A 24692-nucleotide genomic window follows, 5' to 3' on the forward strand; every position below is an offset into this window, starting at 1 on the left:
TCGTGAATTATTTTACAACATTAAACAAATACATACCCACCCTACTCTTTACTGCTGTGTTCTTTTTATTGTCCTTACATACACAAGCGCAACAAAGCCAATCCGGCACCATCAAAGGTCAGGTTATGACCGAAGATGGAAAAAAAGTGCTGTACGGCACCGTTAGCCTAAATGGAAAATACAGTGTTAAATTAGATAAGGACGGTTGGTATGTATTTGATAAGCTTACTTCGAAAACAAATACCGTTACAGCAAGTATTATGGGATTAGCCTCTCAGACAAAAACGGTAACCCTAAATACAGGAGAAGAAATTATTCTGGACTTTACCCTTACCGCTGATGCTGAATCCTTAAATGAGGTTTTTATTGTCGGAAACAAATACAAAATCACTTCTAAAAAGAACAGTGAATATGTGTCGCGACTTCCAATCAAAAATCTGGAAAATTCACAGGTTTATAGTGTGGTAGACAAGGAACTTATTAAAGAGCAAATGGCTTTAACGGTCGAAGAATCTTTTAGAAATGTTCCGGGAGCTGCCCCTGCAAAAACCGGAGCGGGAATGCCTTCTTTTTTCTCGAGAGGTTTTCAAACCAGTGAAAATTTCCGTAACGGGATGGCGACTTATCTGCGTACAGGTGTAGATCTTGCCGCTGTAGAACGTGTGGAAACCTATAAAGGACCAAGTTCTACACTTTTCGGGGCACAAATGACCTCATTTGGAGGAATTGTAAATTATATCACTAAAAGACCTTATGACCATTTCGGAGGCGAAATTGGTTACACAATGGGAAGTTGGGACTTGAGTCGTGTGACCTTAGACATCAATACTCCGGTTAAAGATGCAGAAGGTTTATTTGTGAGGTTAAATGTAGCCCGCCAAACCGAAAACACCTTTCAGGATCAAGGTAACAGCGCTACATTACTTATTGCGCCAAGTATTACCTATCAGGTATCGGATCGTTTGAAATTTACCTTGAATGCTGATTTCCAAAGTACACAGGGAATTGCTCCGGGTGGATGGATGATTTCTCCAAAATTAGGTGTAAACAGTTTCAACCACCTTAATCTCGATTACCGTACCTCACTTAATGATAACTCTCTGGTAAGTAAACAAGCTTCAACGAGTATATTACTTGAAGCGGAATACAAAATTTCCGATCAATGGACTTCTCAATCCCGATATGCTTACGGTGGAGGTACTTATGACGATTTGTATATTTTTGACTTTATCTGGCAAAATACATCCTCTGTTGATCGTAATCTTAGAACATTCACTGATGAAAAGGACGTTAGAAAAAACTTCCAGCAAAATTTTACGGGAGACTTTAAAATCGGCAATTTCAGAAACAGACTTGTAGTTGGTTTTGACTATTTATCCAGCTTTAGATCTACCCGATACGACGGACTAGGTTATGCAGGAAAGGTTTTTGAACCGGCAAATCTGGATAATTTAGGTAAAACACCTGTAATTAGAATAGAAAATGTTGAATCTATTCTGGCAAAACTGGACACAGGTCAGAACCAGACAAAAGAATCTACTTATAGTGTTTATGCTTCAGATGTTTTCAACGTAACAGACCAGCTTTTAGTTATGGCCAGTTTACGTGTCGATCGTTATATTGGAGATGGTACAACAAATACAAAATCTCGTGCAACTGCTGGTAACTACAATCAAACTGCATTCTCTCCTAAATTTGGTCTGGTATATCAAATACTGGAAGATAAACTATCTGTTTTTGGAAATTATATGAATGGTTTTAAAAACATCGGTACTAAGGAACAACCGGATAAAACAATTTCTGTTTTCAAACCTCAGGAAGCGGCACAACTGGAAGGTGGTGTTAAGTTGGATTTCTCCGATAAAATCAATGCGACTGTAAGTTATTACCAGATTGATGTCACTAATAGTTTGAGAAATGAAGTTACTCCACAAGGAACTTTTGTTATACAAGACGGAACACAAAAAAGCAAGGGAGTTGAAATTGAAGTTATAGGAAGACCTTTTTCAGGTTTCAACTATGTAGCCAGTTACGGTTATAATGACAATGAGTTAACAAAATCAACTGCTAGTGCACCGGGTAAAAGAGCGGCAGGTACTCCAAAAAATGTCGTTAATCTTTGGGCAAGTTACACTATTGTGAAAGGTAAAGCTCAGGGCTTAGGAATGGGAATAGGAAATTCTTATGTTTCAGATGCCTTTATTGACAACACCAATACGTTTACCCTTTCTTCTTATAATCTTCTTGACGCAACCTTATTTTACAACCGTCCGAAGTATCGAATTGGTATTAAAGCCAACAATATTCTGGACAGACAATATTGGGTAAGTGACGGTTATTATGCACGTCCGCAAAAGCCGAGCAATTTTATGATCAACTTTACCTATAAATTTTAATTAAAATGGACTCTATCGATCAGCGCACTTTCCAATCCCGTAGAATACTGTTGGGGGTAGTAATGACTTTTGCCATTCTGGATCATACCCGATTGTTTTTCCATTACTGGAATACCAATCCGGCAGATTTGGATCATACTACTTTCTCTTTGTTTTTTACGCGATTTATATCGCATTATTTTGCGCCGGCAGTATTTTTTGTAGCCGGTATTGAATTATTCCAGTGGATGGGTAAAAAGACGAAAAAACAAAATATATGGCCTTTATTCCAGTTGGGCAGTGTGCTGATCCTTATTGAAATTTTCATAAACAATTTCTTATATACGTTTGACCCTTACTACCGCACGATTGGCGTTTTTATCATCGGTTCATTAGGGTTATGCTTATACTTTATGGCGGGTTTACAATACTTAAATAGAAATTGGATCTTAGGGATCAGTTTAATTATTATAATCGGTCATCATGTATTAGATTCTATACAAATGAAAGGGGATTCGCCAAATGCAATCCTCTGGTATTTGTTGCACCAGCAAAAATTTATACCACACAATCAAAGTTTATACATCGTAAATTATACCTTACTTCCTTGGTTGGGTGTTTTATTATTGGGGTATTTTTGGGGGTTCTTTTGCAGATCCGAAAGTTCTCCTGTACTTCGAAAAAAGGTATTGTTGTACAGTGGTTTTATTCTGATAGCGGTATTTTTTGTATTACGAGGCCTAAATGGCTACGGAGAATCTATCCCCTGGAAAACAGGAAGTTCTTCACTCCTGAGCGTGTTATCGTTTTTCAATCTTACGAAATATCCGGCTTCACTGGAATTTCTCGCAATTACACTTGGTCCAATTTTTCTATTTCTCGCCTATGCCGAAAACTGGAAAAACAGAGTCGCTCAATTCTTTTTTACTTTAGGACAGTTTCCTTTGTTTACTTATCTCTTCAGTACGCTTATTATACATTTAGCAGCCATGGCTTGGTTGTTTTTTAATGGAAAACCATTGCAAAATATGGTCATAACAACTGCTTCTTATAGTGCTAAAAGTCCATTACTTAATTATGGCTACTCTTTAGGTACCGTCTATCTGCTGTGGCTTGTATTTGTTCTAATCTGCTATTTTGTGGTAAAAAAAATAAAAGCCTAAATAGTTGTATCATCGAAGTCTCATGCCTTATTTTCTGTAGTCTTGTCAATTTCGACGAAGGAGAAATTCCGCAAAGAAAAACGCTAATCTTTGTCGAATGTTGGATGCGATTTCTCCTTCGTCGAAAGGACAAACTGGAGAGTGTAATTGTATAAACGAGGTATGTATGTTTTAGACAAACTAAATTTTCGCATTCCTTTTTTACTACGCCACAGGTTTTGCATTTGATCCGGTAAAACAGTTCCACTAAGATTCAATACAAAAATTACAAATAGTAAACTCTTAAGAATAAAATATAGTCATCCTACACTAACTAGCACGAATTATTTTTTTTTAATTCAAGTTAAATTTGCATATTCGTAAGAAATACAAAAAAGAATGGATGATTATTTAATTGGGATTGGTAAACGAATAAAAGACATTCGCAAGAACAGTAAAAAAACAATTAGCACCGTTGCCAATGCTGCCGAAGTTAGTAATGGACTAATATCGCGCATTGAAAACGGAAGAACAATTCCTTCCCTTCCTGTTTTATTAAATATCATTAGTGCATTAGAGATTGAAGTTTCGGCCTTTTTTGAAGGAATGCCTAAACCCTCGGGACAAAATTATATGGTATCCCGTGCCGAGGAAAATTCCATAATCGAAAAAGAAGATGATGCAAAAGGTTTTACTTACCAATATATCTTTGGCAAACAACTTTCGTCTATCGGATTTGAAGCTGTTTTATTAGAAGTAAAACCAAATTCACAAAGAGAAAAAGTCGAAACGGATGCTTACGAATACAAATACATGCTTTCGGGAGAATGTGTGTATATCATAGGCGATGATGAAGTATTGATAAAAGAAGGAGATTCGATCTTTTTTGACGGTAGAATTCCGCATGTTCCTGTAAATCGAAGCGCAACAACTGCCAAAATGCTGGTATTATACTTCTTTTTTAATACCCAGAGAGATTAAAAACAGGGTCAAGTTTTAAGTCTTCTTGATCTTTTTTTGCCACGAATTTCACGAATTGGCGTGAATTTTTTTTTTGCCACGGATTAAAAAGATTAAAAGGATTTAATCTGTAGGCGTCAATTTAATTCTATCTAATACTTTTTTAGGTTACTGGTAAAAACTATTTTATGTTTCGTGTTCTTGATTATTTTGATCTTTTTTATCACGCAGATCTAGCAGATCCGGCAGATTTTTGCAATTGAACTGATAAGAAAATCCGTTACCAGAACAATAGCAAACAGACAGCGCAAATCCGCTAAATCCGCTAAATCTGCGTGCCATTTTCGTTTAGCATTTCGCGAATAGCCACAAATTATTTTTTGCCACAGATTAAAAAGATTAAAAGGATTTAATTTGTAGGGGTCAATTTAATTTTATCTAGTACTTTTTTAGGTTACCGGTAAAAGAGTGTTTCCTATTTCGTGTTCTTGATTATTTTGATCTTTTTATCACGCAGATTCTGCAGATTTTTGCAATAGAACTGATAAAAAAATTCGTTACCAGAACAATCGCAAACAGACGGCGGAAATCCGCTAAATCCCCTAAATCTGCGTGCTATTTTCGTTTAGCATTTACGCGAATAACCACAAGTTATTTTATCAAAAGAATTAAAACGGCAAATAGATATAATCCGATTACCGCTATCATGATTAAAGCGATTTCAACCGCTTCAGCAAAAGTGATGTTGTGGTTCATTGTGGTTTTCTCTTCGACAAACTCTATCGTTTCTACACTTACGCCAAAAGATTTAACACTCTCAAGATGTTTTTCTTTCTCTATTGGTACATCATTTTCTATAGCCGATAGTACCGTTTCTAAAGCCTGAACCTGGTTTTTCTTCTTTATGTCTCTAAGTATACGAACAAGGCTTATTTTTTGCCCTTCGTGAATTGTTTTTTCTACTGTGATCATAAGTTTTAAATAATAATTTAAAAAATTTACACAACGGAAAAAAAACAAAACAACAGGATACACTACAGATTGAAATCAGTCCGTACCGTATAATTACTTCTTCCGTTATTTGTTTTAAACAAAAATATAAATTTTCTTACAATATAATCATAAAACTAAGAAAAACTTTATGAAAATTTTCATACTCTCTAAAAAGTATTTATCAGAGTCATCACAACAACGTATAAGTAAAAACAAAAAAACTCCTCCTTTACCTGAAATAAAGGAAGAGTTCAAAAAAAATAAACACAATATATTATAAGAGTATAACTCTTAATTCATTTAAACTTTCAACGATATAGGTAGGAGCAGCTTCCTGAATTTGCTCACGGGTCTGCGCACCTGTCAAAACTCCGGCTGTCATACCACAATGGGCACTTTTTCCTTCTTCAATGTCAATAGCCGAATCGCCAACTTTTAAGACTTTCAAAGGATCATTTACCCCCATAAGCTCCATTGCCTTTAAAATCATATCGCCGTCAGGTCGTCCGTTTTTAACATCGTCGGCAGTTACTAATGCATCAATGGTCATTCCTACTTTCCAGCCGAGTTTATCCAGTAGTTTATTGGCTGTACTGCTATCATAACCTGTATTTAAAACCACTTTTATATGATTAGCCTGTAAATCTTTGAATAGCTCCTCTGTGCCTTCAAAAGTTTTTACGTCCAATTCGTTGTATGCTTTTTCTAAAGTAATCTTAAAATTAGCGAATGCCTTTTCAGCCACACTCTTCACATTTGTTATACTCGTACAGGTTGTTAAAATATCGGTTATCGCCTGGTATTTTTCCTTACCTGCACCGTGTTTTAAAACGTCTTCCAAAGACACCGTAAATCCCTCTTCATTAATTACTTTTTGCACTGTTTTGTAGACTACATTTCCTTCGTCAACAGTTGTTCCGGCCATATCAAAGACCACCAATTCTATTCTTTGTTTCATTATTATACATTAAAAATTTTAGTAATATTCTCTTTTGAAAATCCGGCGCTCCCCGTCATTCCTTTTCCTCCAATTCCGGTAATGATGTGAATATTGTCACCGACAGTGTGCTCAAAAACATCTTTGGTTTTGCATTGCGAATAGGTTCCGAACCATCTGTTTTGAATTTCGTAAGTCGGCAAATCGATAATCTTTTTTGCCTCCTGTATCATAAAATTATCAATATCCATATCCAGATTAAAACCCAGATCATCACTGTTTGCTGCGGTAGCGTATTGGTGTGAATCTCCCAAAATCACAGAACCATCCATTGCCTGTTTAAAGAGAATATGCACCCCCCATTTTTTCTCTAAAGAATCTGTATCTTCTTTGGCTTTAATGGCCTTAAACGAAGGACATTCATAAAAAGCTTCGTATCTTCTAATCGATAATCCCGTTAAAATGGAGCCGTCTAACTTGTAATTGGCTTGTGGTTTGGTTTGCAGCATTTGCAATTTTGAAACTTCAATATCACTTTTGAAAAACAAATCCGGATATAACGTTTTAAACTCACTGCCATTACAAATAATCACCTTTTTAGCCAAAAAAGTTTCGTTTGCGGCACTTTCTACTGTTACACCGGCATCGGTGTTTTCGCAGTTTACAATTGCTGTATTGGTAATTAATTCTAAACCCAAAAATTGCTGCATATATTCCTGAAGTCGGTAAATCATAGTTCTTGGTTCTACCGTTACTTCATCAGGAAAAAACAAACCTGCTTTTACATAATCGGAACGTAAACCCTGATATTTGCTCAGACATTCTTCTTTAGTCAACAAATTGGACTGATAGTCATTCCTTTTATTTATTTCAGCCAGCTCTTCTATAAGTTGTACTTCTTCGTCATTGGATGCCAGATAAACAGAGCCGTTTTGTCTGATCGAAATATCAAACTGGCTTTGAATTTCTTTGTAAATCAATAGACTTTCTCGTCCATAAGCTTGCCATTTTGAATCCATTCCTGACGGTACTACTTGTCCAAAATTCTGAATAGTAGCACTTTTAGGCATTTTATCTTTTTCGATAACCGCCACTTTTAATCCTTTTTTTAAAGCGTGATAAGCATGAAAAGTTCCTAAAACTCCTCCTCCCACAACTATTAAATCATATCTTGTTTTCATTTAAAAATAAATTATTTTCGAACTCGTTAGTCGTCTTTTGAATCACGCCTAACGGGTTGTATTTTACATTCTCTTTTTTCTTCTTGTTCTTTTTTTTAGTGAGGTACACCATTGAACCAATGCTAACCAACACTCCCATAGCGGCCACTATATAGGCTCCGTCTATAAAGAAATTCAACCACGACAAAGTTGATTGTCCGAAATTTTTATACAACAATACCGAAACACTCCCCAAATAGCCAAAAGCATCGGCCAGATAAATTAGAAATCCTGCGTTTCCTTTTATTTTGAAAGCAGCTATAAATCTATCGAAAAAAAGGCTGTTAAAAGGTACGTAACAAATGTACAATCCGAAGCCGGAGACCACCATCCAATAATAAGGGCCTATAGTTCCGAAGTGAAACAAAAGCGTCGAAAACCCAATCGACAACGAGCCAATTATCAATAATATATGATAGAAAAACAAGGCTTTCATATTGTCTTTAAAATAAAAAGCTGCACCCAAAACCAACAATACGATCACCGCCACAATTACTTCTGAACTGGCATAAACCGATGTATCACCTTTATATCCAATACTGTCCCACAATTCTCTTGCAAAATTGTCCCTAAAATCTCTAAAAGCCGTTAGATAAGTATAAAACAAAATCCAAAGTGTGATCGGGAACAAAAACTTCAAGACCACTTTTTTGCGATCCTTACTGCTCATCGGAATGCGTTTTGATCGCAACGTTATATCTTCTGCAGTTGGTTTTGGAATTCTTTCTAACAACCACGCAAAAAACAACAAGGGCGGTATAAAAATTAAACCCGTTATGGCCGGCATCCAAAAGGGTGAAAACCCCCAGGACTCCATTACAAAAAAACCGGTTGACTTTACTACTCCACTCGAAACGATAAAGCTTGTGCTTAATGCTACTCCCAGTATTTCGGTAAATTTTCTTCCTTCTAAATAAGAAAAAACAATGCCCCAAATCATCCCTAATGGAATACCGTTGATAAACATGCACAAAATATTGTAGGGTTTCGGAACAATTGCAAACAGTACTAAAGCTGCTTCTGCAATCCCGATTAAACCTAAAAGATAAAACACTCTGTTTTTCGCCTTTAGTTCCGAAATAATTTTTATACCGATAAATTTGGAAAGCACATAACCTAAAACCTGAGCAATAATCAGCAGGATTTTGTAATCAATATGAAATACTTCCAGTCCTTCAAAAGTGGCTACACTGAAGGGTTTTCTAAAAGCATACATGCAAAAGTACGCTCCGAAAGCCGCCAGTGAAGCCGTTAGTACAAAAGAAATATCTGATTTTTTCTTACTCATTCCTACTATTTTTTAAGGATCGGTAAAGCGCTCCCTTTCATTTCAGTGTCTTTTGCTTTGCTGTCTAAAAGTTGCAAAACAGTAGGTGCGATTTGGTTGCTGTACAATTGTTCTTTTGATCTTACTTCTCCCAAAACCTGAACGCCATTACCAAAAACAACCAGCCAAACCTGATCGGCACCATTTATTTTTGAACCGTGACTTCTCCAGGTGTCCAATGGTTCAGAACCACGACCGTGATCTGTTGATAGGATAAAAATTGTATTGTTTCTATAAAAAGGATCACCCTGAGTATAATTCCAAAGTTGTTTGATCAATCCATCTGTGGCGTGAGCTGAATTTAAGTAGGCTTGATAATTCCCATCGTGTGCAAAATCATCTGTTTCTCCGTAAGAAATGTAGATCAATTCCGGATGTTCTTTCTTCATGTATTCTAAGGCGTAATTAGAAGTAAAAGCATCAAATCGAACAGAATCCCAAGGAGAAGGTACTTTGGACTGTAATTCGTTTAAGAAAGTTTCTGTTGCAGAAAGATTTTTCCCTTTAGCTTCCTCAAAACCTGCATTTACCGGAATGCCCGAACGTTCTTCATTCACAATAAACGGAAACACATCCCAGCTTCCAAAAGCGGCTACTTTGCCTTTGTATTTCGGCAGTTTGTTTATTTTCTCTAAAACCGTTGTATTGGGATTGTTGAATTTATCATTGCTTTTAATGCGCACATCATCAGCAACTCCGCTTAATATTTCGTTGTAACCCGGATACGAAAACCACATGTTATTGGTTAAATTTACATCGCTTCCCTGATTCCTATTACCGTGCAATTGTCCCATTTTGGTTACTTCGTTCCAGAAAAAAGGCATTAATGCGGTTCTTCGTTCTTCGGGTGTAGCTCTCCAGAATTTTTCTTTTAAATGGGTTGTATCTTCTACATACTTCTTCTCGGCTACCAATTTCTGGTCAGCGCCCGTAAACAATTCCTGCCAGCGAAATCCATCTAAAGTGATTACTACTACTTTTGGATTTTTTACGGCTTCTTTTTGTTGCGCGTTTCCGCTAAAAAAACTTAGAAAAGCGACACTCGAAATTATTATTGATTTTTTCATTATTATTGATTTTGTTTTTATGGACCTTGACTCGTTGGCGGTTATTTTTTTTTTTAACACATAGAGACATAGTTTTAAACCGCTGAAAAAAGACGTTTCACTCTACATAAATCACATAAGACCATGTGAAAAAATCATGATTTTCTTTAAATATCTTCCCTTTTACGATTTCAATTCTATGCCTCTATGTTTCTATGTGTTAAACAACTTTTAATTGCTTTTTTTTTTCACATAGGGACATAGTTTTAAACCGCTGGAAAAAGACGTTTCACTCTACATAAATCACATAAGACTATGTGAAAAAATCATGATTTTCTTTAAATATCTTCCCTTTTACGATTTCAATTCTATGTATCTATGTTTCTATGTGTTAAACAATTTTTTATTAGAATTTCTATTTAATAAGCCACATTACGGCATTAATATCGTCTGTTCCTCCGTATTGACTCTTTAAAGCTGCCGTTACATTTTCAGAATTGGTTTCGAATTCGCTTTGCGGATATTTCCAACGTGTCGGAATCTTACTGCCGTTTTTATTTGCCGGTCCAACGTCAAATTTTGGAATGCCTGTTCTTCTGTAATTGAAATAGGATTCTCTCTCTGAGTTTTGAAAAAAGGCTACATATTTTTGCGTTAAAATCTGTTCCAAACCTGTTGCATTATTGCCTTGGTACACTACAGTACTCTGGTTTAAAAAAGCAGTGACATCGGCAGCAGTAACTCCATAAAATTCCATAGAAGCTTTAATCCCCTGATTGTAATACGCTGACGCATCACCATTAATCCATCCTCTGTTGATCGCTTCCGCAATTGCAAATTGTTGTTCGGCATAACCGATTAGGATGTAGGCTTCACCAATATAATTGCTGTAATATCTCTTTTCATTTGGGTACGATAATTTCCCCTGATCCGAAGCTACTTGCATAGACCCCTGCTCATCACCTGTATTGGCGGCGATGTAAGCATTCAAATTCAGAGGGTCATTGGCTTTAAAATAAAAAGAGGCAGGATCGGCAACTTTATAAATTCTTGGGTCATTATTTTGTTTTAGAATATTCAAATACGTCCCTCCCATTATGTTTCTGTTTCTGTTGAAACCATAGTTGCCGGGATTTATCTTGTAATTATTCCCAGTTTCATCTGAAAAATAACGGGTCATATTGTCTTTGATTCCTTCCATCAACGGATATTTTGACGGATTGCTTATTATTTTATTGAATTGACTGGCAACATCCAGTTCTCCTGTTTTTTTACTTAAACTGATTAGTACTCTCAAACGAAAAGTATTGATCGTTCTTTGCCATTTGTCTAAATCTCCTTTGAATAAAAAATCTCCTTGCACGGCTGTCGTTCCAATTTCCGCTTTTGCTACAGTTATTTGATCGTTTGCCGCATCCAAAAGTCTTAAAACCTCGGTGTACACTTCTTTTTGGGTGTCGTACTTTGGTTTTGTAATCGGGTTGTTGTTTTTGGCCTGTAAAGCCTCAGACATTGGAATATCCCCCATTCTTTTAGACATATAATCTAAAAAGTAGGCATTGAAAAATTTAGCCAATGCTCCGTATTTGTTTCTTGAATCTAATTTTCCAGCTTCTTTTTCCATGGCCTGAACATTAGATAGTGTGGTGTAACGTAAGGATGCTGAACCCCAGTTATAATCCTGATTTCCATAATAATCAAAAGAAATCGCCCAAAATTGATTGTCTCTTTGCGCACCTGACCACGGACCTTCGTCATCTACATTATTCATGACTCTTAAAACTTCGGTCAATAACATCGAAGGTGGTACACTTGTCGCACGATTGGGATCATCTGCCAGATCTTCAAAATTGGTGCAACTTCCCAGCATAAAAACCATTGCAAGAAGTAGTACGCTTTTATAGTGTTGTATTGTTTTCATTTTTGTTTGTGATTAAAATTTAAGGTCTAAGTTGATACCGTAACTTTTTACTGTTGGTGTTTGCAGCGGAGATGCACTCTCGTCTAAAAACTGATCTAAGTCGATATTTTTATTTTTTGAGAAATAAAACAAGTCACGACCAATCAATGAAATTGAAGCCGCACTCATAAATGATTTTTTCAGGAAAGAATTTGGCAAACTGTAAGTCAGACTCACTTCTCTTAGTTTAAAAAACGTCTTGTCAATAATATTGGCTGCATAATTACCGTGATACGATTTTGCATAATCCTGATAAAACATTTTAGTAGTGTTTGGCGCAAAAGTTCTGGTATCTGTAATCACATTCCCTTGACCATCTGTGATCAATTGTCCGCTTGTAATCACTACAGCATCGGTAACATAAGATTTTATTCCTTTTACATCATTGGCTCTTTCGGGTGTATTACTATCAAAATGTCTTCCACTCTGCCACATTTTCTGATTCACGTAGTTCTCGATTTTCCCACCATAGCGACCGTCAAATGTAAAATTCAAAGCCACATTTTTATACCTCAAATTATTCGTGATTCCCATGGACCAATCCGGTGCTTTGTACCCTACTTTTGTTTGATATGAATTAACAAGCGGTTTTCCGTCTTTACCTACAATTAATTTTCCGTCATTGGTTCTCATAAAATCATTGATATAAAAAGCATCAACACGATCTCCAATTTTAATTAAACCATTATTTTGAATGCCGGCGTAAACCTCTTTTAAGTATTCCTTATAAGTAGACCAGTTCACATTGAAATCCCAATTGAAATTGGTCGTCTTCACAGCTTTCACAAACAGCGCTACCTCAATACCTTTTGTCTGTGTTGTAATACCATTTTGCTTGCTTCCCTGATAACCTGTAGTTTCAGAATATTTTAAGTCAAAAATCTGAGGACCATTTGTATTTTGATAATAGGTAACATCAAAACCAAATCTGTTTTTAAACATTCTGGTTTCTATTCCTATTTCTTTTGAAGAGTTGAAAGCAGGTTCCAGTTTCGCATTGTTCAGAATTTCACCCACATAAGCAGCATTATAAGTTGTTCCTCCAATAGTAAAAGGATCTCTTAATCGATACGTATCCAGATTGCTGTAGATATCTAAAGAGCCACCTACTTTAGCATAGGAAGTTCTGATTTTCAGTAAATCGACTAAAGGAATGTCTATAATTTCACTTATAACGGCACTTAAACCAACTGATGGGTAGAAAAACGTATTGTTTTGTTCCGGTAGTCTCGAGTCGGTATCAAATCTTCCGGTAGCTCCAAGGAATAAAAACGATTTATAAGACAAATCCATTGAGCCGTACCAACTGTTGGTTTCAAAATGACTGTTGTAACTCGTTGGCTGCATTGGGGTTTGGGTGTTGCTTAAAGTATACAATCCCGGTATTTTTAAATAGTTCGTCGAAGCAACAGAATTCCTGTATTTATCAATATTAATATTAGCTCCAACGGTTGCTTTTACCTCAAAATCTTTAATCGTTTTATTGTAATTCAACATAAAATCAGAGTAGCTTTTGAACCTGTAATCATACTGTTCTTTGTAATCTCCTTCTGCTTTTTCTCTTCCATAAGTAGACATGGAATAAGGAAATTTTTCATTTTGAAACAAATTACTCACCACCATATTGGTTCTGATCAAAGCAGAAAAACTGTCGTTGAATTTGTGGTTTATACTTATTTGACCTGAATAGTCATTCTTGTAGTACCCTCTCAGCCATTCGTAAGCCATAAAGTAAGGGTTGTTGTAGCGCGTATATTCGAAGTTTTTCTGTTGAATGCCTTCTTTTCCTTTTTGCCAATAGTCTCTTAAATCTCTGACATCATAATCAGCTCCACCCCAAATCAGCATATTGTAGATATAGCTATTGGGCCCGTATTGTACATTTGGATTGTTGGGAGAGGTTTGAAAATTAAAGTTTGAGCTGGCATCTACCCAGGTTTTATCACTCAAATTGTATCTTCCGCTTAGATTGAAATTGTAAATATTCAATTTCGTATTAGGATTGATTCCCTCCTGATAGGTTTTTGATAATGAAAAACGAATATTTCCTTTATCAAAATTAGAAGACAATGATAAATTGCTGGTAGACAGTAAACCATCTTCCATAAAATTATCAAAGTTATTAGCGCCTCTTGCCGTCCAAGGAGTTGCAATTAGTTTTCCATTTGCATCACGCGGACTATCGTATTGTGTAATTAACTGTCCGTCGAACTTTGGTCCCCATTGATCGTAATCAGCGTCATTGATTCCTCCTCCTTTACCGTCAACAAAAGCATAATTTCCATAAGAACCCGGTCCATAAGCGTTTTGTGTTTTAGGAACCGCATTGTAACCGCCCTGAATCATTGAGTTGTGATTGAATTCGACCACAAATCCTTTTTTATTGCTTGCTCCTCTTTTAGTAGTAATCTGAATAGCACCATTTCCACCTACAGAACCATACAGTGCTGCTGCATTTGATCCTTTCAAGACATTGATACTTTCGATATCGTCCGGACTAATATTCCAAGTGTCTGTTCCCAACGGTACACCATCGACTACAACCAGCGGACTTTTACCTCTCAAATACATTTTAGGACTGGTAAAAAATTCAGAAGAAGAAGCTACAACCAAACCTGAAACTTTTCCGGAAAGCGATTTCATTACATTCGCATCCCTTCCTTTAGTTAAATCTCCTTCGACCTCCTGAACAGAATAGCTTAATCTTTTCTTTTCCTTTTTGATTCCTAAAGCAGTTATGACCACTTCATCTAATTTTTGAGAATCAGGATTTAAAGTAATTACTGCTGAAGTTTTGCCCGCAGTATTAAAATTAACCGGTACATATCCCAAAAAAGAAATTTCCAGGATTTCACTACTTTTTTGTAGTTTCACTTCAAAATTACCATCCAAATCTGTGTTTACAACAGTAGTGGTTCCTTTAATCAGAACAGAGGCGCTGGGTAATGGCAGACCAAGTTCATCAATCACTTTTCCTTTAAAAGGGATTGTCTGAGCAACAATTAATGATGTTGAGAACATCATTAATACAATCATTAACGTTTTTAAGTTTTTCATTTGGTTAATCAAATAGTTACTATTAGTAAATTTTTACAGTGCAAATGTTGTAAATATTTTACTATTGGTTAACTTTTTGATTTTAAGAAATTCTTAACAAGTTTTTATGCTATTGTCAATTTAATGTTATCGTTGCAAACTTTGTGGTTGTTTTTTTAACCGCAAGGTTTATGGTAATTATAGTTTTCAGTGGCAGTCGCAGTTTTCCGCCTCAACTTACATTTCACAGTTTACACGATCGGGTGCAAAAGTAAAAGATTAAGTGAAAATGTATTTAAACCATATAAGGGATCAAGACATATTGTTGTGGAGGAACAAATATCTTGTAGTTATGTAATTTCGAATCAAGTTCAAAAGTTGTGGAATAATTTTTAGATTTCTTTTGTTAGCAGTAGCAGATCTTATACTTTTTCGCCACAGCTTTTTAAGTACCTAATTTTCCAACTTCTCGCTTTGACGATCTCGCAAAGACGCCAAGCCGCTAAGTTTTTTTTCTGTTTTTTCATTAATACTTTGCGATTTTGCGACTCTGCGAGATTTTTACTTCCCCACATGAACTTTAAGTATTTAAAAAGTGTTTCCAAAAAAACTTGGCGCCTCTGCAAGATTTTTGTTACCATACAGGTTTTTGCGTTGATCGTTTCACAGTTAAACCATAAAACAAAACAGTCGCAGTTTACAGTCCCAATTATAAACTGCGACTGTAAACTGCGACTGCAAACTAAAAACCGAAAACCAAAACTGTCAGGCTGAGCGAAGTCGAAGTCCTCGTAAAACTTTTAGACCCCACTCAGAAAGACAATAAGTACATCAAAAATGTAAAATGTAGATTGAAAACTGAAAACTGAGACTGAGACTGAAAACTGAGACTGAAAACTAAGACCTAAACAGTCTGCAAAGCCTTATAATAATCTTCGCGAGTACAAAATTCAAGATGTGCTTTTTTATGTGGCAGTTCAAGTAGGGTTTCGAATACAAATCCTGCTTTTCTGTTTAATAAATGAATTTTATGATTGCGTGCATCCGGTTCTACGACGACACGTTGGTTATTGGCGTCACAAAAAATAAAATCAAGAATTACCGTAAAAACCGACCACGTAAAACTGTTAATTGGTTTCTCAAAAGGCGCTACTAAAATGTGCATTCCTTTGTCTCCTTCTTTTACATTGTAATATTCTCCAATGCTATCCTCCTCCGGATTGTAACATTCTAATAAAAAGGAAGTAACGCCATTAAAAACGCCCATATAGACAGCGGTTTTTTGAAGAATCTCGCGATAGGAATCGTATACTTGTTCTAAAGAAAATCCATTCATTCCCCAATAAACTGCATAATCGCGGTTTACCCAATCATGCAATAGTGGCATATCGGTCTCTAAATCCAATGGGCGGAGTTCGAATACACCTGTACCGGGAATTGTTTTGACAAAAACGATATCGGTTATGGTTTTATTTTCGGTATAAGTTATTTTACTATTAATCATCTGTTGCTGAATTTAGCTATTATTTTTTTATAAGGTGCTATCATATTTTGTAATCAATTCAAGTTGCTAGTTCTCCTCTAAAATGGAACAAGTTAGTAGGATTGCCAAAAAAAGTCTCACGCAGATTTTAGCGGATTGAAATAAAAAAAACCGCTTAATCCGCAAAATCTGCGTGAAAAATATCTTAACCTAATCACATTAAGTTAAAGCTGTAGTCTATTCAAATAGTAAGAGATTACAAAAGAATAATTGACTAGCAACTTGAATTAATTATAAAATTTCTTCGAAGGCATTCGATTTGATGGTCTCGGAAGCAGGAACTCCAAACTCCTGAAAAGCAATTTTGGTTTCTACAGCATAATGTTCAACACCCGTCATTTCTTTAATGATATAGGAGTTGCGGTAACAAACCATTCCTAAATCCGGCGTCACAAACCCGTGTGTGTGCAATTCTGCATTCTGAACAAAGATTTCTCCTCCGTTTTTGTCAATGCTGTAATTTCTGTTGGCATCAAAACGTCCTTTATCATCCCATTGGATTCTCGATGTAATTCCTTCAATAAAACGAGGCATTTTATACCCGTATCCTGTTGCCAGAACTAATGCATTTGTAGTATGACGGTATTTTCTATCTTGTTCGACCTGATGTAATTCGAGCTCAAAAGATGCTTTATCATTGTCGTAATCTGCTTTTACACAGGCCGCATTAGTTCTTAAATTCACATCAATTTCAGCAATCACTTTTTTCGCGTAAATCGTATCAAAAATAGTTTCAATTAAATCTTTGTTGATTCCTTTGTAAAGCAGCTTTTGATCTTTCAGCAGGTAATCTCTTTTTTCTGCCGGCAGGCTATAGAAATAATCCACATATTCAGGAGAAGTCATTTCTAAAGTAAGTTTACTGTAATCCATCGGGAAGAAACGAGACGAACGTGTAATCCAATTCAATTGATATCCGTAAACATCAATTTCCTGCAATAAATCATTAAACACTTCAGCAGCACTTTGTCCGCTTCCTAAAACGGTAATCGATTTTTGCTTTTGCAACGCTTCTTTACTTTGAATATAGGCCGATGAATGAATTGCTTTGCCCTTAAGAGCTTCGCAAGATTTAGGAATATGTGGTGCGGTCCCTGTTCCAAAAACAAGTTTTTTTGTTTTATAAAAAGTAACTGCAGCGGTTTTAGTGCAAACGGTTTTTACAATATATACCCCCAGATTCTCATCATATTCGATCATTGAAACTTCTGTATTAAAAAATACATTCGGCAGTTTTTTAATCGCCCATTGACAGTACTGATTGTATTCGTTTCTTAACAGTAAAAAGTTTTCTCGAATATAGAACGAGTACATTTTCCCCTGCTCTTTTATATAATTTAAAAAACTAAACTGACTTGTTGGATCAGCAAGTGTTACTAAATCGGCCAAAAAAGGAATCTGTAACGTTGTGTCCTGCAAAAGCATTCCCGGATGCCAGTTAAAAGATTCATTCTTGTCAAAAAACAAACCGTCAAGATTCTCAATTGGAGCAGTAAGACAAGCCAGACTCAGATTAAAAGGTCCAACACCAACAGCTATAAAGTCGTATATTTTATTTTCCATAAGGGGTATTAATTTATCAATGTATATTCCTGACCGTGAGAAACGATTAAACCAATAATTTCTTCAATATCGGCAGGAGTTGTAAGCGGGTTTAATAAGGTGAATTTTAAGAATACTTCGTTGTAGACTTTTGTACTTGTTATAATGGCTTTTCCTTCGTTGAAAATAGCTTTACGGATGTAGCTGTTTAAGCCACAGAACGACCCTTCCTCATTTTTCCAAGGGGTGTAACGAAATACAACTGTGCTTATTTCGGGCTGGTGAATTATTTCAAAATCCTCTCTGTTTCTCAATAAGTTTGCGGTAAAAAGGGCATTGTCGATCGCCTTTTCCATGTAGGTACTCAATCCTTCCGTTCCAATTATTCTTAAGGTAAACCAAAGTTTCAACGCATCAAATCTACGGGTCGTCTGTATTGATTTTTTAACCATGTTTGGAATCCCTTCGTCTTCCTGTTCTTTAGAGTTCAGGTAATCTGCATGGTATTTTATGTAGTCCACATACGATTTGTCTCTCATGAAAAAGCCACTTGAACTTACCGGCTGATAAAAAGTTTTGTGGTAATCTATCGTCACAGAATCTGAAAGTCCGATTCCTGCCAGTTTGTTTTTATGTTTTTCACTAATCAATAGTCCTCCGCCATAAGCAGCGTCAACGTGAAACCATAATTTGTTTTCTTTAGAAATTGCAGCAATTTCAGTTAAAGGATCAATTGAGCCAAAATCTGTAGTTCCCGCAGTACCAACAATTGCAATTGGAATATTTCCAAGGTCTTTCTGTTGTTGAATTACTTTTTTAAGTGCCTGGATATTCATTCTAAAATCAGTGTCAACCGCTACAGGAACCACAGCATTCTGACCTAATCCCAATAAACTCAAATTCTTTTTTAAACTAAAATGACTTACCTCAGAACACAATACTTTAAACTTTGAAGCATCAGCAGGAAGTCCATCCATTTTAGGATCCATATTGTAATGCTTTTTTACATAATGATCTCTCGCTAAAAGCAATCCCATCAAATTTGACTGTGACCCTCCACTTGTGAAAATTCCATCAGCTCGCTCAGGATAACCTAATTTTTCAATGGTCCATTCTACCAGTTTCAATTCAATAAAAGTACCACCGGTACTTTGATCCCAAGTGTCCATTGACGAATTTAAAGAAGATATAAATGCTTCTGCAACCAGTGTAGGTGTCAGAATCGGGCAATTTAAATGGGCAATGTATTTTGGGTCATGAAAATGAATACAATCATTAAGATAAATATCTTTAAGTTCGTCTAAAACATATTCTAAACTTTTCCCTTGGTAATTATCTTCAAGTGAAATTGCATCAATCTTTTCTTTAATTGTAGCAATACTTGTACCCGTAAAAGGCGTGTCTCTGCTCTCCAAATGTTTAGCAATTAATTTAATTGCCTTTTTCATGCTCTTTTTATAAAGAGAAATGGATTTTTCATTATTAGAAAAAATATGTTTATTGTAGCTTTTTTCTAATACATTTTTTAACTGAATTGTTCTTATTTGCTCTCTTGCTTCCATTGGTTTATTTTATTTAGATTCATTCTAAAGAATAGTTTTTAGCAAAAGTATAGCCCATAAAAAACAAAGTCAATACTACACCGAGAGTAAATAAAACTCCCCAGAAGGGGTACTTGGTCTACCATACCTGTAGTAGGAAATAACTAATAAAAGTTATTAAATTTGAATGAAAATTATATCATTTTATTATCAATAGCATATAAAATCAACTCTGGGGTGGTATGTCTCCCTGTTTTTTTCATAATATTTTTCCGATGTGTTCTAAAGGTGTGTATGCTTATAAAAAAGAGCGATGCTATACTTTTTCCATCACTGCCTTTAGCAATCTGTTGTAAGATTTCATGCTCTCTAAAAGTAAGTTTCTCATTTACATCTGAAGGGGGTACAACGAGTACATCAATAAGTGAATTCAATGTTTTTGGACATAGATAACGCTCTCCGTTTTCAATCTTATAAAGTGCATCAAAAATGGTTTGTTCCTGACAATCTTTGGAAATAAATCCGTCAATTCTTTCTTGTAGAAAAGTATTTACGTTTTGTTTATTCTTAAAGTAGGATAAAATTATAATCTTACAATCCGGAAAGTTGGCACGCAGCTGTCTAAAATCATCTTCATAGAATAAAAAAATATTATTGGGATCTATAATCAGACACTCTACTTTATTCCGCTCCAAATGATTAAGTAACTGATCTTTAGAATTTACCAACGTTAAACTTGCCTTTTTAACAAATTTCTTTAGTGTATATTTCAGTCCGATTATATGTAGGTTTTCGGAATCAGCAATAAGAAAATTTTTCATTAGTTGTGTTTATCTAGAATTGGTCTAAACAAAAATAAGAAAATAATTCCATACTACTGTATTAAATTATTTGCAGTTATACTACTAAAAGAAAGAAACTGAGTACAAAATAAGACTTCTGTCTTAAAATAAGAAAGTCATTTTTAACTTACAGGATCATAAAGAGTGACTTAAAAGATATTCTTTCTACTTTACACTGCCTATAACTAATCTAAATAAATACTAAATTTGCGCGCAAAACAGCACGAATCAAATTAAGATGTTACCACTTGTGATTGAAAGATTACATCGCTGCATTACATCTTCACCATTGAAAACACATGAATAAAAAAATTAAAAAAAGTATCGGTTGGTTACACCTTTGGTTGGGTCTTGGATCAGGACTTATCGTATTTATTGTTGCTCTTACAGGAAGTTTACTCGTTTTTGAAAAGGAAATTGATCAGTTCCTAAATCCCGAATTTTATACCGTCAGCACTATTGGTTCCACCAAAAAAACCTTGGATTATTGTACTGCGGTTTTAGAAAAAGACTATTCAGTAAAAAAAATAAGCCGTATTAGTACCTATAATGATCCTATGCGGACCATTGTAATTGTTGGAAAAAATAAAGATAAAGAAGCACAAATATTCTCTATGGATCCTTATACAGGAAAAGTGCTTGGAACGGTATTACAAAAAAACCGCTTTTACTCCATTGTTTTATCACTGCACCGACAATTACTTCTTGATGATGTTGGAGAAATGATCACGGGTATTTCTTGTCTGATTTTCGTTTTCATGCTGATTTCAGGTCTTATACTTTGGTGGCCTAAAAAAATGAAAAATCTAAAACAGCGATTAACGGTTAAATGGAGTGCCTCGTTTAAAAGAGTCAACTGGGACTTTCACTCTACCTTTGGTTTTTATAGTTTTCTGGTCTTATTAATCATTTCTTTGACGGGTCTGACATGGTCTTTTAAATGGTTCGAAAGCGGGATGTATTTTCTGGCTGACGGTGCTATAAAAAAAGCTTCTCCAAAAGTAGAAAACCCAACAAAGATAGACCCGAAATTAGATCAGACGAGCTTTTATCAAAATCTATACAGAAAGACCGACAGTATTTTTCCATATAAAGGAAATATTCAAATCAGAATGCCGTCAGATACCATAAACAGTATATTGGTACTAAAAGAATATGCGGATATAAGTATTCCAAATCAATCCAGTGCGGTCTATTTTGATAAATACACCAGTAAAAATATCGAAACCAGACCTTATGAATCTTTTAGCAATGGAGACCGGGTAAGACGTCTTATATACCCGATTCATACGGGAAGCATTTATGGGTATCCAACTAAAATAATTGCTTTTCTGGTAACCCTTTTCGCCCTGACACTGCCTATTTCGGGTTTAATTATCTGGTTAGGAAGGAAGAAGTAGTTCTCATTTGAGGTTTCATGTTTCATGTTTCAAGTTTCAAGTTTTTATCACAGCGCGGTTTGCTTTCGCATACGAAACGTAAAACTTGAAACTTGAAACTTATGTTTGTATTCTTTTAAATTAAGAGCTTGAACAGGTTTTCCTATCTCTAAATTCCAATCCCCATCTTTACCTGTAATGTTGTTAGAAGCTGCAACTGTAATACCCAATGCATGCTCCAGGAAACGAACCGCAGCCTTTCCCTCTCTGCCTTTCGCAAATTCACAACCATAAATATTTATGTGATTAATTTTAGAAAGATCAATGTTTTGAAGCATCCAAAGCGCTATTTCCTCTTTGCTTCTCCATTTGTTTTCTATATAAAGAGCCCCACTCTTTCCGTGTGTTACTAAGTTGTAAACCGTTGAGGCGGTATTGTTTTTTGAAATATCATATATCGACAAATCTTGTACTGATTTATCGATATAGCTTTTTTCATCTTCATTCCTAAAAGAAGACTCAAAACCCGGTAAAATACCAGTATTGAATTTAACATTTTTTGCACTTATTTCCGAATAATTAAAAAATAAAGAAACAAAGGAGCACAAAAAAAATAGCGAGTTAAGTACTTTTCTTCTCATAAGCGTTACATATAAAAATCCCCCATTTGATATAAAATGGAAGGGAACAAATTAATTTTATCTAAATACTAAAAATTGAAATTCAGTTTATTCCTAAAATGAATCTCATTTCTTTGTTAATGACCGTTAAAAAGTCAAATAACATTTGTAAAAAAATGCTGCAATGAACAGCATTAAAAAAAATTAAATTACACTTAGATTTCTATTTATCAACTAACTAATCCTAACCAAAACAGAAAACATCTTCAAAAAAATAAAAGCTATTATGGTATTACTATATTATTTTTGAAAGCGAACATTTTACACTTCAAAATTAAATTCTATAAAAAAGTAGAATTGTCGTCTACTTTACATTTGAAAAAAATAATATTCTCCGGACTACTCCCTATTTTAGCGACGTTATAGCATAGAATCAGCTAATTCTTACGGCCTGCCGTTTCGATTATCAACTTTCGGAATCAATTAAACGCCTTTGAATTGATTTTCTACCCAACAAGAAATCCTGTCTCGATAAATCGATATAAACAGTTTCATTTTCGTTTTTAAAAGAAGACTCAAATCCAGATTTAGTACTGCTGTTGAGTTGATCCGTATTTGCACTTAGTTCTGAATAACTAAAAAATAAAGAAACCAGAGAGCACAAAAAAAAGGGTGCGTTAAGTACTTTTCTTCTCATAAGCGTTAAGTATAAAAATGTCTCTACTTAAAAACAGTAGAGAATTAATCAATTAATTGGTAGGCTTAAAAAATCTTACTCTATAGCAAACAGCCATCATTTGGGGCAGATAACGTTTGTTGAAAATTGCTGTGATTGGCAGCAACAAAAAAAATTGATTTGCGCTTAGCGCCTTATGTATGAGCTAGTTAAAATTAATTAAAAAAAAGTTAACAGAGCAACATTTATTAAACAAAATCAAACAAATACATAAAAAAAATAGTCACTAATAAATTCAACAACTACTCAATCATTGGTTAATTCCGACAAAACAAAGGTTTCTTGAAGTAAACCTGCCTTATAATACTTCTGAAAGTTTTATTTTGTTTGCTTTTTTTTTTATTCTGTTTAACTTATCCTAAAAAATCCTGCCGCAATTTTCAGAATTCTCTCCCAGACCAACATTTATAAATTTAGCACTATAAATAAATGAGGAGAAAATGTAAAAGTGTGCTCCGCCAATTTGGTATTGTGCAACAAAAGAGCTTCCTATTTTTTTGGCAAGTCGTTTAGAAATTCGCTACTCTTTTTTATCATAAATAAATCAAAAACAAGTCATTATAAATTGATTTTTGATTTTTAGTACCTCGTGTTCATCTTTGTTTTTTCGACAATTAACCTTAAAATAATATCTTAAATGAAAACAAGTATTGTTATAACAATGTTATTCTGTGCAATAACAGGATCAATCAAAGCACAGGATTTTGACAATAATGAAGTACATGTGGCTTATAGTGATGGTTTTACTCTTGGTGCAATTGATTCCTTTTCAAATATTTTACCAACAGCCATTATTGATGGCTTTACAGGAGAAAAAACAAAGATAGAGTCCGAATCCTCTTTTGGTATGATAGAAGCCGGTTACAGGTATCAAATTACGGATAGAAGTAGAGTTGGACTTGATCTTGGTTACCAGAATTACAGCTCTAAAATGATAACAGAAAAAACTTCAAAGGCAGTAAAGAGAGCCGTTGGTTACCTATTGATTTTGCCTACTGCACATTACACTTATTTAAGGATACCGCTAGTAGACCTCTATGGTTCAGCAAGCATCGGTGCTTATCTTACGAACGAAAAAATAACAGAAACAAATCAGAACGTAATTAAAAACAATTCTATCGATTTGGGTTGGCAGGTTAATCCAATTGGCTTGCGTGTTGGAGAAAAATTAAGCGGATTTGCTGAATTAGGATTTGGAATCAAAGGTTTTGTTACAGCTGGCGTTAATTACAAGTTTTAGAGTTCTGCCTTTACTGCAAAAAGAATTGCTAACTTGACACCTCTATGAGCAATAAAAATGCCACTGATTAAAGGATTAAAATGATTTATAAAATCTGTGTAAACCCTTTAATCAGTGGCAAAAAATAATTCGGGCCAATTGGTGAAATTCGTCGCAAAATGATGAAGGTAGTCGCGAAAACGAGGAATCTAAACAACTTCTTTTTTAATAACTTAAAAGAGTTAGATAGAATTTAATGAATTATACAGATTTC

At 35.0% G+C, this 24692-nt stretch carries 17 protein-coding genes; 5 read left to right on the forward strand and 12 right to left on the reverse strand.

The window, feature by feature from the left end; all coding sequences use genetic code 11:
- Positions 1-2 precede the first annotated feature (2 nt).
- The 3 genes from ACHRV5_RS02865 to ACHRV5_RS02875 all read left to right on the forward strand — a co-directional run bounded on the left by ACHRV5_RS02865 (position 3) and on the right by ACHRV5_RS02875 (position 4498).
- On the forward strand, positions 3-2396 hold the full coding sequence (locus ACHRV5_RS02865; protein WP_395425676.1) for a TonB-dependent siderophore receptor: 2394 nt from the start codon (positions 3-5) through the stop codon (positions 2394-2396).
- A 5-nt stretch (positions 2397-2401) separates the two neighbouring features.
- A complete protein-coding gene (locus ACHRV5_RS02870) occupies positions 2402-3538 on the forward strand; it encodes a hypothetical protein (protein ID WP_395425677.1) in 1137 nt (378 codons plus the stop codon).
- A gap of 378 nt (positions 3539-3916) precedes the next feature.
- Positions 3917-4498, forward strand: coding sequence for a helix-turn-helix domain-containing protein (locus tag ACHRV5_RS02875; protein WP_395425678.1), 582 nt, complete (start codon positions 3917-3919; stop codon positions 4496-4498).
- Between the two features lie 630 nt (positions 4499-5128).
- On the opposite strand, the gene ACHRV5_RS02880 is transcribed toward ACHRV5_RS02875, so the two are convergent.
- The 11 genes from ACHRV5_RS02880 to ACHRV5_RS02930 form a co-directional block, all read right to left on the reverse strand.
- Positions 5129-5449, reverse strand: coding sequence for a hypothetical protein (locus ACHRV5_RS02880; protein ID WP_395425679.1), 321 nt, complete (start codon positions 5447-5449; stop codon positions 5129-5131).
- A 295-nt stretch (positions 5450-5744) separates the two neighbouring features.
- Positions 5745-6428 carry a phosphonatase-like hydrolase gene (locus ACHRV5_RS02885; RefSeq protein WP_395425680.1) on the reverse strand — a complete coding sequence of 228 codons (684 nt, stop codon included), beginning with the start codon at positions 6426-6428 and terminating at the stop codon, positions 5745-5747.
- Between the two features lie 2 nt (positions 6429-6430).
- Positions 6431-7588 carry a TIGR03364 family FAD-dependent oxidoreductase gene (locus tag ACHRV5_RS02890; protein WP_395425681.1) on the reverse strand — a complete coding sequence of 386 codons (1158 nt, stop codon included), beginning with the start codon at positions 7586-7588 and terminating at the stop codon, positions 6431-6433.
- A complete protein-coding gene (locus ACHRV5_RS02895) occupies positions 7572-8915 on the reverse strand; it encodes a DUF5690 family protein (RefSeq protein ID WP_395425682.1) in 1344 nt (447 codons plus the stop codon). The genes ACHRV5_RS02890 and ACHRV5_RS02895 overlap by 17 nt, the downstream gene beginning before the upstream one ends.
- Positions 8916-8920: 5 nt before the next feature.
- A complete protein-coding gene (locus tag ACHRV5_RS02900) occupies positions 8921-10021 on the reverse strand; it encodes a sulfatase-like hydrolase/transferase (protein ID WP_395425683.1) in 1101 nt (366 codons plus the stop codon).
- Between the two features lie 394 nt (positions 10022-10415).
- On the reverse strand, positions 10416-11921 hold the full coding sequence (locus tag ACHRV5_RS02905; RefSeq protein ID WP_395425684.1) for a SusD/RagB family nutrient-binding outer membrane lipoprotein: 1506 nt from the start codon (positions 11919-11921) through the stop codon (positions 10416-10418).
- A gap of 12 nt (positions 11922-11933) precedes the next feature.
- The gene (locus ACHRV5_RS02910; RefSeq protein WP_395425685.1) at positions 11934-15017 is read right to left on the reverse strand and encodes a SusC/RagA family TonB-linked outer membrane protein; all 3084 of its coding nucleotides are present in this window, start codon (positions 15015-15017) and stop codon (positions 11934-11936) included.
- A gap of 883 nt (positions 15018-15900) precedes the next feature.
- Positions 15901-16500 (reverse strand): GNAT family N-acetyltransferase, encoded by a 600-nt coding sequence (locus ACHRV5_RS02915; RefSeq protein WP_395425686.1) that lies wholly within the window; start codon positions 16498-16500, stop codon positions 15901-15903.
- A gap of 270 nt (positions 16501-16770) precedes the next feature.
- Positions 16771-18102: a lysine N(6)-hydroxylase/L-ornithine N(5)-oxygenase family protein gene (locus tag ACHRV5_RS02920; protein ID WP_395425687.1), complete on the reverse strand. Its 1332-nt coding sequence runs from the start codon at positions 18100-18102 to the stop codon at positions 16771-16773.
- An 8-nt stretch (positions 18103-18110) separates the two neighbouring features.
- Positions 18111-19529: a pyridoxal phosphate-dependent decarboxylase family protein gene (locus ACHRV5_RS02925; protein ID WP_395425688.1), complete on the reverse strand. Its 1419-nt coding sequence runs from the start codon at positions 19527-19529 to the stop codon at positions 18111-18113.
- A gap of 287 nt (positions 19530-19816) precedes the next feature.
- On the reverse strand, positions 19817-20443 hold the full coding sequence (locus tag ACHRV5_RS02930) for a response regulator transcription factor (protein ID WP_047777381.1): 627 nt from the start codon (positions 20441-20443) through the stop codon (positions 19817-19819).
- Positions 20444-20763: 320 nt separating this feature from the next.
- Here ACHRV5_RS02930 and ACHRV5_RS02935 point away from each other — a divergent pair, with 320 nt between their 5' ends.
- A complete protein-coding gene (locus ACHRV5_RS02935) occupies positions 20764-21864 on the forward strand; it encodes a PepSY domain-containing protein (protein ID WP_230002113.1) in 1101 nt (366 codons plus the stop codon).
- Between the two features lie 47 nt (positions 21865-21911).
- On the opposite strand, the gene ACHRV5_RS02940 is transcribed toward ACHRV5_RS02935, so the two are convergent.
- On the reverse strand, positions 21912-22484 hold the full coding sequence (locus ACHRV5_RS02940) for a DUF4347 domain-containing protein (RefSeq protein ID WP_395425689.1): 573 nt from the start codon (positions 22482-22484) through the stop codon (positions 21912-21914).
- A gap of 1352 nt (positions 22485-23836) precedes the next feature.
- Between ACHRV5_RS02940 and ACHRV5_RS02945 the strand changes: the two genes are divergently transcribed.
- On the forward strand, positions 23837-24439 hold the full coding sequence (locus ACHRV5_RS02945) for a hypothetical protein (protein ID WP_395425690.1): 603 nt from the start codon (positions 23837-23839) through the stop codon (positions 24437-24439).
- The last annotated feature ends 253 nt before the right edge of the window (positions 24440-24692 follow it).

Source organism: Flavobacterium sp. FlaQc-52, from assembly GCF_044007495.1.
In the GTDB taxonomy this organism is placed as follows: domain Bacteria; phylum Bacteroidota; class Bacteroidia; order Flavobacteriales; family Flavobacteriaceae; genus Flavobacterium; species Flavobacterium cupriresistens.